This is a genomic window from Lonepinella sp. BR2474 (genome assembly GCF_051851555.1).
Classification (GTDB): Bacteria; Pseudomonadota; Gammaproteobacteria; order Enterobacterales; family Pasteurellaceae; genus Lonepinella.
This window is the reverse complement of record NZ_JBPDVH010000001.1, coordinates 417,610-434,540: the sequence shown is the minus strand read 5'-3', so window position 1 is coordinate 434,540 and position 16,931 is coordinate 417,610. Positions and strand designations below refer to the sequence as shown.

14 protein-coding genes and 1 pseudogene are annotated in these 16,931 nt (G+C 42.5%); 8 read left to right on the top strand and 7 right to left on the bottom strand.

The window, feature by feature from the left end:
- Nucleotides 1-55 precede the first annotated feature (55 nt).
- The 3 genes and pseudogenes from fruB to ACTG7Q_RS02140 all read left to right on the top strand — a co-directional run.
- Nucleotides 56-1,171: pseudogene (gene fruB / locus ACTG7Q_RS02150) on the top strand (fused PTS fructose transporter subunit IIA/HPr protein); the annotation flags it as partial.
- Nucleotides 1,172-1,176: 5 nt separating this feature from the next.
- Entirely contained in the window at nucleotides 1,177-2,121 is a 945-nt protein-coding gene (fruK, locus tag ACTG7Q_RS02145; protein ID WP_439240360.1) for a 1-phosphofructokinase, read from the top strand.
- Between the two features lie 3 nt (nucleotides 2,122-2,124).
- Nucleotides 2,125-3,789 carry a fructose-specific PTS transporter subunit EIIC gene (locus ACTG7Q_RS02140; protein WP_439240358.1) on the top strand — a complete coding sequence of 555 codons (1,665 nt, stop codon included), beginning with the start codon at nucleotides 2,125-2,127 and terminating at the stop codon, nucleotides 3,787-3,789.
- A gap of 63 nt (nucleotides 3,790-3,852) precedes the next feature.
- Here ACTG7Q_RS02140 and ACTG7Q_RS02135 read toward each other — a convergent pair whose 3' ends face one another.
- The 3 genes from ACTG7Q_RS02135 to ACTG7Q_RS02125 all read right to left on the bottom strand — a co-directional run bounded on the left by ACTG7Q_RS02135 (nucleotide 3,853) and on the right by ACTG7Q_RS02125 (nucleotide 7,363).
- The gene (locus tag ACTG7Q_RS02135) at nucleotides 3,853-5,832 is read right to left on the bottom strand and encodes a TRAP transporter permease (RefSeq protein ID WP_439240356.1); all 1,980 of its coding nucleotides are present in this window, start codon (nucleotides 5,830-5,832) and stop codon (nucleotides 3,853-3,855) included.
- Nucleotides 5,801-6,265 carry a DUF1850 domain-containing protein gene (locus tag ACTG7Q_RS02130; protein ID WP_439240354.1) on the bottom strand — a complete coding sequence of 155 codons (465 nt, stop codon included), beginning with the start codon at nucleotides 6,263-6,265 and terminating at the stop codon, nucleotides 5,801-5,803. The genes ACTG7Q_RS02135 and ACTG7Q_RS02130 overlap by 32 nt, the downstream gene beginning before the upstream one ends.
- A gap of 87 nt (nucleotides 6,266-6,352) precedes the next feature.
- On the bottom strand, nucleotides 6,353-7,363 hold the full coding sequence (locus ACTG7Q_RS02125) for a TAXI family TRAP transporter solute-binding subunit (RefSeq protein ID WP_439240352.1): 1,011 nt from the start codon (nucleotides 7,361-7,363) through the stop codon (nucleotides 6,353-6,355).
- A gap of 230 nt (nucleotides 7,364-7,593) precedes the next feature.
- Between ACTG7Q_RS02125 and ACTG7Q_RS02120 the strand changes: the two genes are divergently transcribed.
- Entirely contained in the window at nucleotides 7,594-7,890 is a 297-nt protein-coding gene (locus ACTG7Q_RS02120) for a YfcZ/YiiS family protein (RefSeq protein WP_439240350.1), read from the top strand.
- A gap of 76 nt (nucleotides 7,891-7,966) precedes the next feature.
- Here the strand turns inward: ACTG7Q_RS02120 and ACTG7Q_RS02115 are convergent, their stop codons facing one another.
- On the bottom strand, nucleotides 7,967-8,221 hold the full coding sequence (locus tag ACTG7Q_RS02115; protein WP_439240348.1) for a DinI-like family protein: 255 nt from the start codon (nucleotides 8,219-8,221) through the stop codon (nucleotides 7,967-7,969).
- A 256-nt stretch (nucleotides 8,222-8,477) separates the two neighbouring features.
- Between ACTG7Q_RS02115 and rpsL the strand changes: the two genes are divergently transcribed.
- The 4 genes from rpsL (at nucleotide 8,478) to tuf (ending at nucleotide 12,900) form a co-directional block, all read left to right on the top strand.
- Nucleotides 8,478-8,852 (top strand): 30S ribosomal protein S12, encoded by a 375-nt coding sequence (gene rpsL / locus ACTG7Q_RS02110; RefSeq protein ID WP_034616415.1) that lies wholly within the window; start codon nucleotides 8,478-8,480, stop codon nucleotides 8,850-8,852.
- Between the two features lie 123 nt (nucleotides 8,853-8,975).
- Nucleotides 8,976-9,446: a 30S ribosomal protein S7 gene (gene rpsG / locus ACTG7Q_RS02105; RefSeq protein WP_439240344.1), complete on the top strand. Its 471-nt coding sequence runs from the start codon at nucleotides 8,976-8,978 to the stop codon at nucleotides 9,444-9,446.
- 97 nt (nucleotides 9,447-9,543) lie between these two features.
- Nucleotides 9,544-11,646, top strand: a complete 2,103-nt coding sequence (gene fusA / locus ACTG7Q_RS02100) for an elongation factor G (RefSeq protein ID WP_439240342.1) — start codon at nucleotides 9,544-9,546, stop codon at nucleotides 11,644-11,646.
- Nucleotides 11,647-11,715: 69 nt separating this feature from the next.
- The gene (gene tuf / locus ACTG7Q_RS02095) at nucleotides 11,716-12,900 is read left to right on the top strand and encodes an elongation factor Tu (protein ID WP_439240339.1); all 1,185 of its coding nucleotides are present in this window, start codon (nucleotides 11,716-11,718) and stop codon (nucleotides 12,898-12,900) included.
- Nucleotides 12,901-13,034: 134 nt separating this feature from the next.
- On the opposite strand, the gene ilvA is transcribed toward tuf, so the two are convergent.
- From ilvA to ilvM, 3 genes are all read right to left on the bottom strand, one after another.
- Nucleotides 13,035-14,576 carry a threonine ammonia-lyase, biosynthetic gene (gene ilvA / locus ACTG7Q_RS02090; RefSeq protein WP_439240337.1) on the bottom strand — a complete coding sequence of 514 codons (1,542 nt, stop codon included), beginning with the start codon at nucleotides 14,574-14,576 and terminating at the stop codon, nucleotides 13,035-13,037.
- A gap of 140 nt (nucleotides 14,577-14,716) precedes the next feature.
- Nucleotides 14,717-16,552, bottom strand: coding sequence for a dihydroxy-acid dehydratase (ilvD, locus tag ACTG7Q_RS02085; protein WP_439240335.1), 1,836 nt, complete (start codon nucleotides 16,550-16,552; stop codon nucleotides 14,717-14,719).
- A gap of 151 nt (nucleotides 16,553-16,703) precedes the next feature.
- Nucleotides 16,704-16,928 (bottom strand): acetolactate synthase 2 small subunit, encoded by a 225-nt coding sequence (gene ilvM / locus ACTG7Q_RS02080; protein ID WP_439240333.1) that lies wholly within the window; start codon nucleotides 16,926-16,928, stop codon nucleotides 16,704-16,706.
- Nucleotides 16,929-16,931: the final 3 nt, after the last annotated feature.

The window sequence follows — 16,931 nt, the reverse complement described above, 5'->3', positions numbered from 1 at the left end:
TGAGTTAGGTGCGTTGAGTACCTAACTCTTTTTTATTTTTAAGGAGACATGCTGAATGTTTAATTTACCTGAAAATTATATTCATCTTGCCGCAATGGCAGAGAATAAACAGCAAGCCATTGAGATGGCTGCAGCGGCCTTGAGCAACACTGGATTAGTGGATCCAGCGTATGTGCAAGGTATGTTAGCTCGTGAACAGCAAACTTCAACCTTTTTAGGCAACGGGATTGCGATTCCTCATGGTACATTGGAAACTCGTGACTTGGTGAAACAAACTGGCGTGGCGGTGTTTCAATTCCCTCAAGGGATTGAATGGAGTGAGGGCAATATCGCTTATGTGGTGATTGCTATTGCGGCCCGTTCTGATGAACATTTAACCTTGTTGCGTCAGTTAACCCAAATTTTAGGGGATGAAAACACTGCTGCTAGATTGGCGAAAGAGTCGGATGTAAGCAAGTTCCGTGCGTTATTATTAGGAGAGAACCAAAATTTAGTGGTATCTGCTGAAACGATTATGCTAAATATGGAAACCGATAATCTGTTGACGTTAACGGCGATTAATGCTGGCAATTTAGAACGTCAAGGTGCGGTGGAAAAATCCTTTGTTTCTGACGTAGTAAGTTCATCTGCGTTACCGTTAGGACAGGGTTTATGGTTAACTGACAGTTCGCAAGGAAATCTGAAAAATGGGTTAGCCGTGAGCCGAGCCAAAAATCATCCATTAGCGGTAATTACGGTTTCTGCTAAAGATGAGGGTGTAAATCAAGTGTTAGCTCGTTTGCTAGATCCACAAGTGCAACAATGTTTATTGCAAGGTTCAGTGACACAAATTGTCTCCGCATTAAATGGCGAAGCTGTGGTTGTTGAACCTGTAAACGTAGCGGATACAAATTCTGCCCAAGAAGTCGAAGGGACATTTACGATTAAAAATGAACATGGTGTACATGCTCGCCCTGGTGCCGTGTTAGTTAATGAAGTGAAAAAATATAATGCGACTGTGCTTGTGCAAAACCTAGATCGTGGTGGTGCCTTAGTGAGTGCGAAAAGTGCGATGAAAATTGTGTCTTTGGGAGCCGTCAAAGGGCATCGTTTACGTTTTGTGGCGACTGGCGAACAGGCTCAACAAGCCATTGACGGTATCGGTGCGGCGATTGCGGCTGGCTTAGGGGAGTAATAATGAGCAAAAAAGTAGTAACAATTACGCTCAATACTGCCTATGATTTAGTCGGGCGTTTGACTCGTATTGAATTGGGCGAAGTCAACCAAGTGGAAACGCTCGGGTTATTTCCTGCTGGCAAGGGCATTAATGTCGCCAAAGTCCTCAATGATTTAGGCGTGAACGTCGCCGTGGGTGGTTTTTTAGGCGAAGATAATGTGGGCGATTTTGAACATCTATTCCAAAGCCTTGGCTTAGAAGATCGCTTTCAACGTATTGCAGGCAAAACACGAATTAATGTCAAAATTACTGAAACCGAGGCGGATGTAACCGACCTGAATTTCTTGGGTTATCAAGTGCAACCGCAAGATTGGCAAACCTTTGTGATTTCATCATTAGATTATTGCCGACAGTTTGACATTGTGGCGGTATGTGGCAGTTTGCCACGTGGTGTGAGTCCTGAACAGTTTGCCGATTGGTTAAAACAATTAGCCAACGAGGGTGTGAAAGTCGTGTTAGACAGTTCCAATGCAGCATTGACAGCAGGACTAACGGCTAATCCGTGGTTGGTTAAACCTAATCACCGTGAATTGGAGGCTTGGATCGGTCAGCCGTTAAATTCTCTTGATGAAATTATTCAAGCCGCAAAGAAATTACAGGCACAAGGCATTGCGAATGTGGTCATTTCTATGGGAGCAAAAGGCTCAGTTTGGTTAAGTGAGCAAGGTATTGTGCGAGCCGAACCGCCACGTTGTGAAAATGTGGTGAGTACGGTGGGGGCAGGCGATTCCATGGTGGCAGGGTTAATTTATGGTGCGGTGAATCAGCTTTCACAAGCCGATACTTTGGCATTTGCTAGTGCGGTATCTGCTTTTGCTGTATCGCAAAGTAACGTGGGCGTGAGTGATCCAACATTGCTCGATCCTATTTTGCAACAAGTTAAAATCACGGTTATTGAAGGATAAATTATGCGTATTTTTATTACATTTTCTGAAAACGTTGGACAGGCCAAAGCCTTTTTAATTCGCCAACGTTTAACTCAAATCGCTCAAACTCAAGGTGTTGAGCTCGTCGAACAAGCAGAATCTGCGGATGTAGCCTTAGTGGTGGGGAAAACCTTACCCAATTTAACCGCACTTTCAGGTAAAAAAGTGGCGTTAGTGGAGATAGAAACCGCTTTCCAATCTCCTGAATCAGCTTTAGAACAGGTACACAATAATGCGGTGGATTACGTTGCACCAGCACAAACTGCGGTGCAAAATGGCACAATTTCTGGACGTAATATCGTGGCGGTTACTGCCTGTCCAACCGGCGTGGCACATACCTTTATGTCTGCCGAAGCCATTGAAGCCTATGGTAAAAAAATGGGGTGGAATGTGCGAGTGGAAACTCGAGGTCAAGTTGGGGCAGGCACGCCGATTACCGATGAAGAACTGGCGCAAGCCGATTTAGTGTTTGTGGCGGCGGATATTGATGTGAACTTGGATAAATTTCAAGGCAAGCCGATGTATCGGACTTCCACAGGGTTAGCCTTGAAGAAAACTGCACAGGAATTTGAAAAAGCCTTTGTGGAGGCCAAAGTATATCAACCTCAACTTGGTGATAAAACAGAAAGCGGTAAAGCGGAACGCAAGGGGGTGTATAAACACTTGATGACAGGTGTGTCGCATATGTTGCCGATTGTCGTCGCAGGTGGTTTATTGATTGCTATTGCTTTTGCCCTTGGTGGTATTTATGTAGGTAATGAAGAAAATGTAGGTACCTTTGGTCACGATATGATGACATTGGGTGGTGCGGCATTTGGCTTGATGATTGCCGTGTTCGCCGGTTATGTGGCATATTCCATTGCCGACCGTCCCGGATTGGCAGTCGGTTTAGTCGGTGGTTCGCTTGCTGCCAGTGCCGGTGCTGGGATTCTAGGTGGAATTATCGCTGGTTTCCTTGCTGGTTATGTGGTGAAAGGGTTAAATCAATTTATCAAATTACCGGCCAGCATGAGTGCGTTAAAACCGATTTTAATTTTGCCTTTATTTGGTACCGCTATTGTGGGTTGGTTGCTTATTCATTATTTAAATCCACCAGTGGCTTTTGCCATGAAATGGTTAGAAAGTTGGTTAGCCGGTTTAGGTTCAACCAATGCCATTTTATTTGGTGCCTTGCTCGGCGGTATGATGTGTATTGATATGGGTGGCCCAGTCAATAAAGCGGCTTATGTGTTTGGTACGGGTTTGATTACATCAGGTATTACGACACCAATGGCAGCGGTGATGGCAGCGGGTATGGTGCCACCAATCGGTATGGCCATTGCCACATGGATTGCTCGAAGTAAATTTGACGACGCTCAACGCAATGCGGGTAATGCCGGTTTTGTGTTAGGACTTTGTTTTATTTCTGAGGGTGCCTTACCATTTGTGGCGGCTGACCCATTACGTGTGATTTTATCAAGCGTACTCGGTGGCGCGACAGCGGGGGCAATTTCAATGAGCTTAAATATCAGCTTACCTGCACCACATGGTGGGGTATTTGTGGTGCCGTTGGTTTCACAACCATTGATGTATTTATGTGCGATTGCAGTCGGTTCATTAGTGACAGGTGTGTTGTATTCTGTGATTAAGCCGAAACTTGTGAAATAATGACCGTAGTTTAAAAGAAAAAAGTGATTGATAACGTAACATCAATCACTTTTTTTATGTATATTATTTCTTATTTCTGATATTCAATCCCCAAATGCTAAAGACAATGACAATCCCTATTAGATCAGTCATCGTTTCAGGAACAATTAAACAAAACGCCCCCACGGCAATTAATAGACGTTGCCAAATGGCAATAGGTGCTTTGAAGTAGCCCTCTAATGCAGCTGAAAGCGCAATAACACCAATAATAGAGGTGATAGCAACTGTTGCAATGGCATAACAGGTGGGCATGGTAAATTCTCTTGCTGTCACGCTAAGATCAGTGGCATCAATCAATAATATGGTGGGATTATATACAAACATAAAGGGGACAATAAATCCCGCTAATGCCAATTTAAGGGATTGCCAGCCTGTTTTCATCGGATCGCCACCAGCAATACCTGCGCCAGCGAATGCGGCTAATGCAACAGGAGGGGTGATATTAGCGAAGATACCAAAATAAAACACAAACATATGCGCAATTAAGACAGGAATGCCAAAATCTGCTAATGCAGGTGCTGCCATGGTTGCGGTGATGATATAGGCTGGAATAGAGGGAATACCCATACCTAATATCATAGAGGCTAACATGGTTAAGACCAATGTTAAAAATAATGATCCTGCCCCTAAAGTGACAATAGAGGATGTCATTACCGTGCCAAAACTGGTGAGGTTTACCACCCCAATTACAATGCCAACTACCGCACAAGCAACCATCACGGATAATGATTGCTTGGCGCCATCTTGTAAGGCTTCTAGAATTTCTCGGATGCCCATGCGTGTTTCAGTACGTAGCCAACTGACTATAACAGTAAAACCAATCGTATAGGCAGCAGCATAACTGACAGGAATATTATTGGCGAGAAAATAGACTAAGGCAACGATCGGTAATAACATATGCCCACGCATCTTAAGCACTTCCTTAATTTTGGGTAAATCAGCTTTTGGTATGCCCCTTAGATTATTTTTCCCCGCACGGAAATGAACCTGCATAATCACCCCTAAATAATAGAGTAATGCTGGTAATACAGCAGCGAGAGCGATGGTAGAATAGGCGACACCAGTGGTTTGAGCCATAATAAAGGCGGCGGCTCCCATAATCGGTGGGAGAATCTGCCCACCGACAGATGCACTGGCTTCGACGGCACCTGCAAATTCTTTGTTGTAGCCAATTTTTTTCATGAGTGGAATGGTGAATGCTCCTGTTCCAACGACATTTGCTACGGCTGCTCCGTTAATACTGCCCATAAAACCACTGGAAATCACGGCAACTTTGGCGGGGCCACCTTGTTTGTGACCCGCCAGAGCAAGGGCTAAGTCGTTAAATAACTGCCCCATTCCTGAGCGAGCTAAGAATGCCCCGAATAAAATAAATAAGAAGATAAAGGTAACAGATGCCCCAATAGCGGTAGAGTAAATCCCCTCTGTTTTAAGATAAAGCTGTCCAAAAATATCACCTAAATCATAAGGTCGAGTCAGTAATCTATCAGGCATAAAATCCAAGTGGCTGATAAATGGATAGCAGAGAAAAATGAGAGCAAAAATAGGCAATATCCAACCCGTCATTCGTCTTGCTCCTTCTAATACTGCGAGAACCGTAATAATTGAAATCATCACATCCAATGTATTGGGTATGCCCCCTCGTACAGTCATAATTTCTTGATATTGAAACGAGAGATAAACAGCACCAGAGAGGGAGGCTAACATCCATAGCCAATCATACCAAGCCACCGTTGTGCGAGAACTTCGAGTAGTCGCTGGATACAATAAAAAGATCAAGGCCAATCCCACGGAAACATGCACTGAACGTTGTACTAATTCGGGCAATGGATTGAATGTGATATAGAGATGAAATAAAGAATAAGCCATGGCGAGCATAGAGATAAGTATTTTCACTCGTCTACCTTGAGAGTGTCGAGTCACCGATTCTTTATCAAATTGTTCTAAAATGGCTTGAGTATCAACCATGGATTCATCGGTGGGTATATTGTTTTTTGTTGTCATAGTTGCAATGCTCCATAAATAACCACTTGATATAAGGGTACGTTATTGGGGAAATATGTACGGTAGTGTAGCTAGGGACTTTCTGAAAAATAGGGAAACTCCCTTTGTCTGATAAAATGACACCTTGCATAACAGGTGAAACCACCCAATTTAATTCGGTGAAAGATAACTGACTTTCAAAGCCGACATATCCTTGGGGAGCGTTAATATAATGACCAGTGGACGGCGTGCCTGCTCCAAAGGTTTGTATATAGGTATCGACTAATAAAAATTGCTTTCCTTGTAATTGATAATTTTCCTGCCAATATTGTTTTTCAACCGAATGCTGCCATTTCAAGCTGAATTTGTCACTGTTCCATACACAACGTAAAACTTGGTTATTTGGCAACGCACTTTGAATCACGATATGTGTAATTGGCCATAAGGTAATCATGATTATAAGGAAAGAAAATAACAGGCTATTTAAAGCATATGGAGGATAACCTGTTATTTTAGATGTCTTCATCATAAAAAGAGACGACTATTTTTTCCCAATTTCATCATAATAACGTTTTGCACCAGGGTGTAATGGTGCCACTAAATTTTGGCTTGCTCGTTGTGGATCAATGTCGGTGGCTGCTCGGTGAGCAATTTTGAGTTTATCAAGGTTCTCAAAAAAAGTTTTGGTTATCTGATAAACATCATTTTCACTCAGGTCTTTGCGTACAACGAGGGCATTAAGAATAGCAGCGGTTGGGACTGCACTCGCATTTCCATAGGTATTGGCAGGAATATCCATGGGAATAAATAGATTGTTCGTTTTGGCAATTTCATTTAATTTATCGGTTGGGATAGATACCATGGATAAATCAAATCCCTGCCCTAATTCCATTAAAGAGGCATTAGGGATTCCACTGGTAAGAAACGCCGCATCTAATTTCCCTGCTTTTAATGCGTCGGCGGCTTCTGCATAGCCTAGATAATCAACATTAATATCATTATAGGTGATCCCAAAACCATTTAATAATGATCTTGCAGCGACTTCGACACCAGATCCTTGAGCGCCAACGGCAACACGCTTGCCACGTAAGTCGTTAATATCTTTAATGTTAGACTTGGCGGAAGAGGCAATTTGTACATAGTTGGGATAAAGCGAGGCTATTTGCGTGACATTATCAATCGGCTGTTTGAAATTACCCGTACCATTTACAGCATCTTTCAACGCATCACTCATGACGAAAGCCATTTCTACTTTTTTCTGAGCCAACAAATTCAGGTTTTCTACTGACGCACCTGTGGTTTGAGTTTTCGCATTTACGCCATAAAGCTGATTGTAAAGTTCGGTAAGAGATGTAGCAATAATATTATAAGGACCTGAAGCACCACCCGTTGCAACAGTAAGAAATTTCGTTTCTAGTTGGTTATTTGTTTTAGCTGTTGCAACATCAGAGTTGGCTGTTTTAGCGGATGTGGTTTCAGATTTTTCCCCACAAGCTGTTAACAATAATGAACCCATAACAATAGGTAACAGTAGCAATTTAAATGATTTCATAGGGTGCTCCTTTGCATCGTGTTTAAAGTAACATTTATAACAATCCTGTAACAATATTTCAAAACTATAATAACTTGATACTATCAATATTTAATCATAATTACAACAGCAAAATTATATTTGATGTGTTGGTGCTATGATACGTTTTAGTTTTATTTAGAAAAGGTTGATTTTACAGCGAGTTAGTATTAAAGTAACCCCAGTCTTTCATTATTAAAATAGGAATAGCCATGAAATCAGATAAACCCATTGAATGCGTAGGTTGTAATACTTTTGACGTTGGTTCAATTATTGATAATAGCGAACGTTCAGCACAATTTGATAAAATTTATGTGACTCAAGAAGAGGCAGAAAAAGCATTAGCAAAATTGGTACAAAAAGCCCGTGATACAGAAAGTGAAGATGAACCTTGTCAAATTGAAAGTGATATTACCCCCGTAGAGGGCGGGTTCCGATTGACAGGAAATTTCACTTTTAGCTGTCAAGCCGAAGTGGTGATCTTCCAATTAGGCACAAGAGCGATCTAATTTCTCTTTTGATCTTGGTTGAAGTGCGGTGAAAAAGGTGATTGTTTTTCACCGCACTCTTTTTTCTCTCTTATTTCTACATTTCTAAAATAGAATCATCCATCCATAATTCTTCTAAATATTCCGTAAAACGTTGCTTTTCATCAGAATCTCGAAAGCCTGAAATATCTGCACCTGATGAACTGGAAAAACGAATGCGGACGTTAACATCTGAAAATTTTTCCGCAATGCGTTGAGGTAGAACCTGTTGTAAACGTTCAACGAGTGCCATTTGGTATTCTAATTTTTTATTGTCACGTTCTTTGACAAAACGAATGTCGAGTTGTTTCATAATGTTTCCTTGTATAGTTGTTTTGTTTATTTGTACAGTTATAATATCTGAATTTAATATCAGTGTAAATATGTCAGGTGTAATTTTTTTGAAATTATTTTAAAAAAGGGCGGTGTGCGGAGAATTTGATGGAAAAATGGCTTAATTCTTGACAATGATCCTTTTCAGGATTAGAATTCCACGTCTATTTCTTTATGGAATAGATTTAAACAAAAAAACATATTCATTTTGAATTTAATTAAACTGGAGTCTATTAATGGCAACTATCAACCAGCTAGTACGCAAACCGCGTGTGAAAAAGGTTGTGAAAAGTAATGTACCTGCATTAGAGGCTTGCCCACAAAAACGTGGCGTTTGTACTCGTGTGTACACTACTACACCTAAAAAACCGAACTCAGCATTACGTAAAGTATGCCGTATTCGTTTAACTAACGGTTACGAAGTAACCTCTTATATCGGCGGTGAAGGTCATAACCTTCAAGAGCACAGTGTTGTGCTTATCCGTGGTGGTCGTGTTAAAGATTTACCAGGTGTGCGTTATCACACCGTGCGTGGTGCATTAGACTGTGCTGGCGTAAAAGATCGTAAACAAGCACGTTCTAAATACGGCGTTAAACGTCCTAAAGCTTAATGGTTCTCCGTTAAGTAAGGCCAAACGTCTAAATTAAACATTTAAACCATAAACTCCAGTCAACATGCGAAAGCACAAGATGAGTTTTGGGTATCCTGAAGAAAAAACAACGGAGAAATAGCAATGCCACGTCGTCGTCGTATTGAACCACGCAAAATTCTTCCAGATCCGAAGTTCGGTTCAGAATTACTTGCGAAATTTATTAATGTATTAATGGTAGATGGTAAAAAATCTATCGCAGAATCTATCGTTTATGATGCGTTAGACACTTTAGCACAACGTACCGAAAAAGATGCGTTAGAAGCCTTTGAAGTGGCATTAGAAAACGTACGCCCAACCGTCGAGGTTAAATCTCGTCGTGTTGGTGGTTCTACATACCAAGTACCAGTAGAAGTTCGCCCAACTCGTCGTAACGCATTAGGTATGCGTTGGATCGTTGAGGCAGCACGTAAACGTGGAGATAAATCCATGGCATTACGTTTAGCTAACGAACTTTCAGACGCTGCTGACAACAAAGGTGCAGCAGTGAAAAAACGTGAAGATGTTCATCGTATGGCTGAAGCAAACAAAGCGTTTGCTCACTATCGTTGGTAATCAGATCACGGTATTTATTCAAGGCTTCATCAGGCATTTTGGCGGTGAAGCCTTACCCATATAAAGAATTTAATTAAACCAAAACAAGGTAATAATAATGGCTCGTACAACCCCTATATCACTTTACCGTAATATCGGTATCAGTGCGCACATCGATGCGGGTAAAACAACTACTACTGAGCGTATTTTGTTCTATACTGGTGTAAGTCACAAAATCGGTGAAGTACACGACGGTGCCGCCACAATGGACTGGATGGAACAAGAACAAGAACGTGGTATCACCATCACCTCTGCGGCAACGACTGCATTCTGGTCTGGTATGTCACAACAATATCCACAACACCGTATCAACGTAATCGACACTCCGGGACACGTTGACTTCACTATCGAAGTAGAACGTTCAATGCGTGTACTTGATGGTGCGGTAATGGTGTACTGTGCGGTAGGTGGTGTTCAACCACAATCTGAAACCGTATGGCGTCAAGCTAACAAATATAAAGTACCACGTATTGCGTTCGTCAACAAAATGGACCGTACAGGTGCAAACTTCCTACGTGTGGTTGAGCAAATCAAAACTCGCTTAGGTGGTAATGCCGTTCCTTTACAACTTCCAATCGGTGCAGAAGATAACTTCACGGGTGTGGTTGATTTGTTAAAAATGAAAGCGATCAACTGGAACGAAGCTGACCAAGGTATGACATTTACTTATGAAGATATTCCTGCGGATATGGCTGATGCTTGTGAAGAATGGCATCAAAACCTAATCGAAGCAGCAGCAGAATCTTCAGAAGAGTTAATGGAAAAATACTTAGGTGGTGAAGAATTAACCGAAGAAGAAATCAAAACAGGTTTGCGTCAACGTGCCTTAGCCACTGAGATCATCTTAGTGACTTGTGGTTCAGCGTTCAAGAACAAAGGTGTTCAAGCCATGCTTGATGCGGTAATTGATTACTTACCAGCACCAACCGATATTGAATCCATCAAAGGTATCAACCCTGATGAAACCGAAGGTGAACGTCACGCAAGCGATGACGAACCATTTGCGGCATTGGCATTCAAAATTGCCACTGACCCATTCGTAGGTAACTTAACTTTCTTCCGTGTTTACTCTGGTGTGGTTGAATCTGGTGCAACGATCTTAAACTCCGTGAAAGATAAACGTGAACGTTTTGGTCGTATCGTACAAATGCACGCTAACAAACGTGAAGAAATCAAAGAAGTCCGTGCGGGCGATATCGCCGCAGCCATCGGCTTAAAAGAAGTCGGTACCGGTGATACCTTATGTGATATGAATAAACCAATTATTCTTGAACGTATGGAATTCCCAGAGCCAGTAATCTCTGTAGCGGTTGAACCAAAAACTAAAGCTGACCAAGAAAAAATGGGTCTTGCTTTAGGTCGTTTAGCCCAAGAAGACCCGTCATTCCGTGTTCACACGGATGAAGAGTCTGGCGAAACCATCATTTCAGGTATGGGTGAGTTACACTTAGATATCATCGTTGACCGTATGCGTCGTGAGTTCAAAGTGGAAGCCAATATCGGTAAACCACAAGTATCTTACCGTGAAACTATCCGTACTCGTGTTAACGATGTGGAAGGTAAACACGCAAAACAATCTGGTGGTCGTGGTCAATATGGTCATGTTGTGATCGATATGTACCCATTAGATCCAGAAGGTCCAGGTTATGAATTCGTCAACGAAATCAAAGGTGGTGTGATTCCTGGTGAATACATTCCTGCGGTTGACAAAGGTATTCAAGAACAACTTAAATCAGGTCCATTAGCGGGCTACCCGGTAGTAGATTTAGGTGTTCGTTTACACTTCGGTTCATACCATGATGTTGACTCCTCTGAGTTAGCGTTTAAATTGGCTGCATCATTAGCATTTAAATCTGCATTTAACCGTGCAAACCCAGTGTTACTTGAGCCAATCATGAAAGTTGAAGTGGAAACTCCACCAGACTACGTGGGTGATGTAATCGGTGACTTAAGCCGTCGTCGTGCCATGGTGAACGGTCAAGAGGCTAACGAATTTGTGGTGAAAATCAATGCCGAAGTGCCATTATCCGAAATGTTCGGTTATGCCACTGACTTGCGTTCACAAACCCAAGGTCGTGCATCTTACTCAATGGAACCGTTAAAATATGCTGAAGCACCGAAAAACGTGGCTGAGGCAGTAATCGAATCTCGTCGTAAATAAAACTTTATTTAACAAAAACTCCCTAAAATTGCACCGCAGTTTTAGGGACTAACAAAAGGAAACTGAAAAGTGTCTAAAGAAAAATTTGAACGTACAAAACCGCACGTTAACGTGGGTACAATCGGCCACGTTGACCATGGTAAAACAACTTTAACAGCAGCAATTACCACTGTATTAGCAAAAAAATACGGCGGTGCTGCTCGTGCATTCGACCAAATCGATAATGCACCAGAAGAAAAAGCACGTGGTATCACCATCAACACTTCACACGTTGAATACGATACTCCAACTCGTCACTACGCACACGTTGACTGTCCGGGACACGCCGACTATGTTAAAAACATGATCACTGGTGCGGCACAAATGGACGGTGCAATCTTAGTCGTTGCAGCAACAGATGGCCCAATGCCACAAACTCGTGAACACATCTTATTAGGTCGCCAAGTAGGCGTGCCATACATCATCGTATTCTTAAACAAATGCGACATGGTAGATGACGAAGAGTTATTAGAATTAGTCGAAATGGAAGTACGTGAATTACTTTCACAATACGATTTCCCTGGCGACGATACTCCAATCGTACGTGGTTCTGCCTTAAAAGCCCTTGAAGGCGACGCAGAATGGGAAGAAAAAATCGTTGAGTTAGCGAACCACTTAGATACTTACATCCCAGAACCTGAGCGTGCGATTGACCAACCGTTCTTATTACCAATTGAAGACGTATTCTCAATCTCTGGTCGTGGTACTGTGGTAACTGGTCGTGTAGAACGTGGTATCGTACGTACTGGTGACGAAGTTGAAATCGTGGGTATCAAAGATACTGCGAAAACAACTGTAACTGGTGTTGAAATGTTCCGTAAATTACTTGACGAAGGTCGTGCAGGTGAAAACATCGGTGCATTATTACGTGGTACAAAACGTGAAGAAATCGAACGTGGTCAAGTGCTTGCTAAACCAGGTTCAATCACCCCACACACCGATTTCGAATCAGAAGTTTACGTATTATCAAAAGAAGAAGGCGGACGTCATACTCCATTCTTCAAAGGTTACCGTCCACAGTTCTACTTCCGTACAACTGACGTAACAGGTACCATCGAATTACCAGAAGGCGTGGAAATGGTTATGCCAGGCGACAACATCAAAATGACTGTGAGCCTAATCCACCCAATCGCCATGGACCAAGGTTTACGTTTCGCTATCCGTGAGGGTGGCCGTACCGTTGGTGCTGGTGTGGTAGCAAAAATTGTTAAATAATTAACGATTTAACCAATAAATAGTAGGGGCGTATTATTGAATACACCCCTTTTTTATGTCTGCCAAGATAGTCACGATAAACGGAAAATACGTGTACCTAAGTTGGAAAAATGCGGTATTTCTTCAGTCAGTTTTTACCCCACTAGAAAATACCGATAAGCCACACTTTCCGTGACATCTTGATAGCTGTAACCGATTTTTTCGAGCTGTTGCGTAAATACTGAAAGATTATCTTCTTCCACTTGGAAACCCGCTAACACATTGCCATAATCTGCACCATGGGCACGATAATGGAAAAGTGAAATATTGGTATTGGTGGTGTTTAAGGTGGCTAAGAAATTGAGCAACGCTCCTTTTTGTTCAGGGAATTCAAAACTATATAAACGTTCGTTTAACTGGCTGTTTGAACGTCCACCGATCATATAACGAATATGGGTTTTGGCTATTTCATCATCGGATAAATCTTGTACATTATAACCATTATCACGGAGCTGTTTGAGTATCGCTTGTTTTTCTTGTTCACCGGTAATACGCACCCCGACAAAAATACAGGCCTGCTTTTCATCAGCATAACGATAGTTAAATTCCGTCACCGGATTTTGCCCAAGAATTTGACAGAATCTCAAGAAACTACCTTGTTGTTCTGGAATAGTGACAGCAAACAAGGCTTCTTGTTTTTCGCCGATCTCGCAACGTTCAGACACATAACGTAAGGTATGGAAATTCAAGTTAGCACCAGATAGCACGTTGACTAAGGTTTCGCCCTGAATATTATGTTGTTTAACGTATTTTTTTAGACCCGCTAACGACAACGCCCCAGAGGGTTCAGACACAGCACGGACATTTTCAAACATATCTTTCATGGCCGCACAAATTTCATCACCGTTCACTAGCACCACATCATCAAGATATTGTTGGCAAAGACGGAATGTTTCATCACCAATACGTTTGACTGCTACACCGTCAGCAAATAAACCGACACGCTCTAAGTCTGTTGGCTCACCTGCTTTTAATGCGGCATATAAACAAGCACTGTCTTTACTTTCGACACCAATCACTTTAATTTCAGGTAAAAGTTGCTTGATTAACACCGCAATTCCCGCCGCTAAACCACCACCGCCGACGGGTACAAAAATACGGTCGATATGGCTATTTTGCTGTAATAATTCCATGGCTAATGAACCTTGCCCAGCGATCACAGCAGGGTGATCGAATGGTGGAATCAGGGTCATTTGTTTGGTTTGCGACAGCTCAATGGATTTGGCTTTGGCCTCATCAAAATTGGCACCATATAAAAAGACTTCGCCACCAAAACTACGCACCGCATCAACCTTAATTGACGGTGTATTTTGTGGCATCACAATTAAGGCTTTTAGGCCTAAATGTTGAGCAGATAAGGCAACACCCTGAGCGTGATTGCCAGCAGAGGCGGTAATTACGCCAGCTGCTTTTTGTTGTTCGGTTAAACCTGCAATCATGGCATAAGCACCACGCAATTTGAAACTATGCACAGGTTGACGATCTTCACGTTTCACCAAAATTTGATTGCCCAATTTTTCCGATAATTTTTGCATGGGTTGCAAGGGGGTAACTTGTGCTAATTCATAGACTTTGGAACTTAAGACCGCTTTTAAATAGTCTGAACCTGTGGGTTGATTGGGTAAATTATTTGTCATTTTTTCACCGCAGTTTTATTGTTAATGATTATAAAAAAATCCCCCTCTCCCTATGGGAGAGGGTCGGGGTGAGGGTTGTTTAAATGATTTTACCCTCACCCTAGCCCTCTCCCAAAGGGAGAGGGAACGAAGAAAGGAATTTATAGTTTGCTTTTATCTCGCACCGCCCCTTTATCCGCTGACGTCGCAAAATGCCCGAATACTTTTAAGGCAAAGGACACTTCACGTTCACGGTTAACGGGTTGCCAACCTTTGGCATCTTGTTCAATACGGCGTTGGGCTAATTCTTGCTCAGACACCAACAATTCAATGCCACGGTTTGGAATATCAATGGCGATTTTATCCCCATCACGCACTAAGCCAATGGCACCGCCAGATGCGGCCTCTGGGGAACAGTGACCAATGGAAAGCCCTGATGTTCCACCTGAGAAACGACCGTCTGTTAACAAGGCACAGGCTTTGCCCAATCCCATGGATTTTAAATAGCTCGTCGGATAAAGCATTTCTTGCATACCTGGGCCACCTTTTGGCCCCTCGTAACGGATCACTACGATATGGCCCGCTTTGACTTTGCCACCAAGAATACCCGATACGGCGTCTTCTTGGCTTTCAAACACAATGGCCTCGCCAGTGAAATTCCAAATGGATTCATCTACGCCTGCGGTTTTGACGATACAACCATCTTGGGCAATGTTACCGAATAACACGGCCAAACCGCCCTCTTGCGAAATGGCATTTTCTTTGTTGCGGATACAACCACTAACACGGTCATCATCCACCGTATCCCAACGAGTGTCTTGCGAGAATGCTTTAGTGGTGCGAATCCCCGCAGGACCTGCACGGTAGAATTTTAAGTTTTCTGGATCACGGTTACGGATAATATCGTATTGATTTAACTGTTCTTCAAGGGTTAAACCTAGCACTGTGTTAGTGTGGCGATGAATTAAGCCTGCACGATCTAACTCGCCCACAAGCCCCATAATCCCGCCTGCACGATGTACGTCTTCCATGTGGTATTTATTGGTATTCGGAGCAATCTTGCTTAAACAAGGCACCTTGCGAGAAAGACGGTCAATATCTGCCATGGTGAAATCTACCCCTGCTTCTTGTGCCGTGGCTAATAAATGCAAGACGGTATTACTGGAACCGCCCATGGCAATATCTAAACTCATGGCGTTTTCAAAGGCATCAAAGGTGGCAATGGAACGTGGCAGAACGCTTTCATCATCTTGTTCATAATAACGTTTGCATAGCTCCACAATTTGACGACCAGCTTTTAAGAATAATTCCTTACGGTCGGCGTGCGTGGCCAAACAAGAACCATTGCCCGGTAGACTCAAACCAAGCGCCTCGGTTAAACAGTTCATGGAGTTTGCGGTAAACATACCTGAACAAGATCCGCAAGTCGGGCAAGCACTACGTTCAATGGCATCAATACGCTCATCACTGACATTCGGATCAGCCGCCTCAATCATGGCATCTACTAAGTCCAAACGAATTAATTGATCGGATAATTTGGTTTTACCCGCCTCCATCGGCCCGCCAGACACAAAAATCGCCGGGATATTTAACCGCATGGCAGCCATTAACATCCCTGGGGTGATTTTGTCGCAGTTGGAAATACACACCATCGCATCAGCACAGTGAGCGTTTACCATATATTCGACGCTATCGGCAATTAAATCACGGCTTGGCAAGGAATACAGCATACCGCCATGTCCCATGGCAATGCCATCATCTACCGCAATCGTATTAAATTCTTTCGCCACCCCGCCTGCTTTTTCAATTTCTGCCGCTACTAACTGCCCTAAATCTTTTAGGTGAACGTGACCGGGAACAAACTGGGTAAAGGAATTGACCACAGCAATAATCGGTTTACCGAAATCGCCCTCTTTCATACCAGTAGCGCGCCATAAGGAACGTGCACCTGCCATATTGCGACCTTGTGTTGAGGTCGCTGAACGTAATTTAGGCATAGATAATCTCTCCAATAAATTTCTAATTTAGATCTAAAATTCACATCTATTCACATGTAGGGGCGTATTGCATACGCCCTATTGCTCGATCTTAAATTGGGCGTATGCAATACGCCCCTACATTATAATGTGAGTACAAATTGAATAATAATTAATCACAACTTACATCAACCACATCATGCAATTTCGCTAATTGGTTGATCAACAAATGAATTTCTCTCGTACTGGTCACACAAAAATCTAACCAAACTTTATCGTTTTCCAATTTCATGGTTAATTTGGTCACGCTATACCCACGCAGACGGACAACACGTAAAATGCGTTCAAGCACTTCAGGACTTGGATTAGCCACAATGGTTAATTCATGTAATAACATATT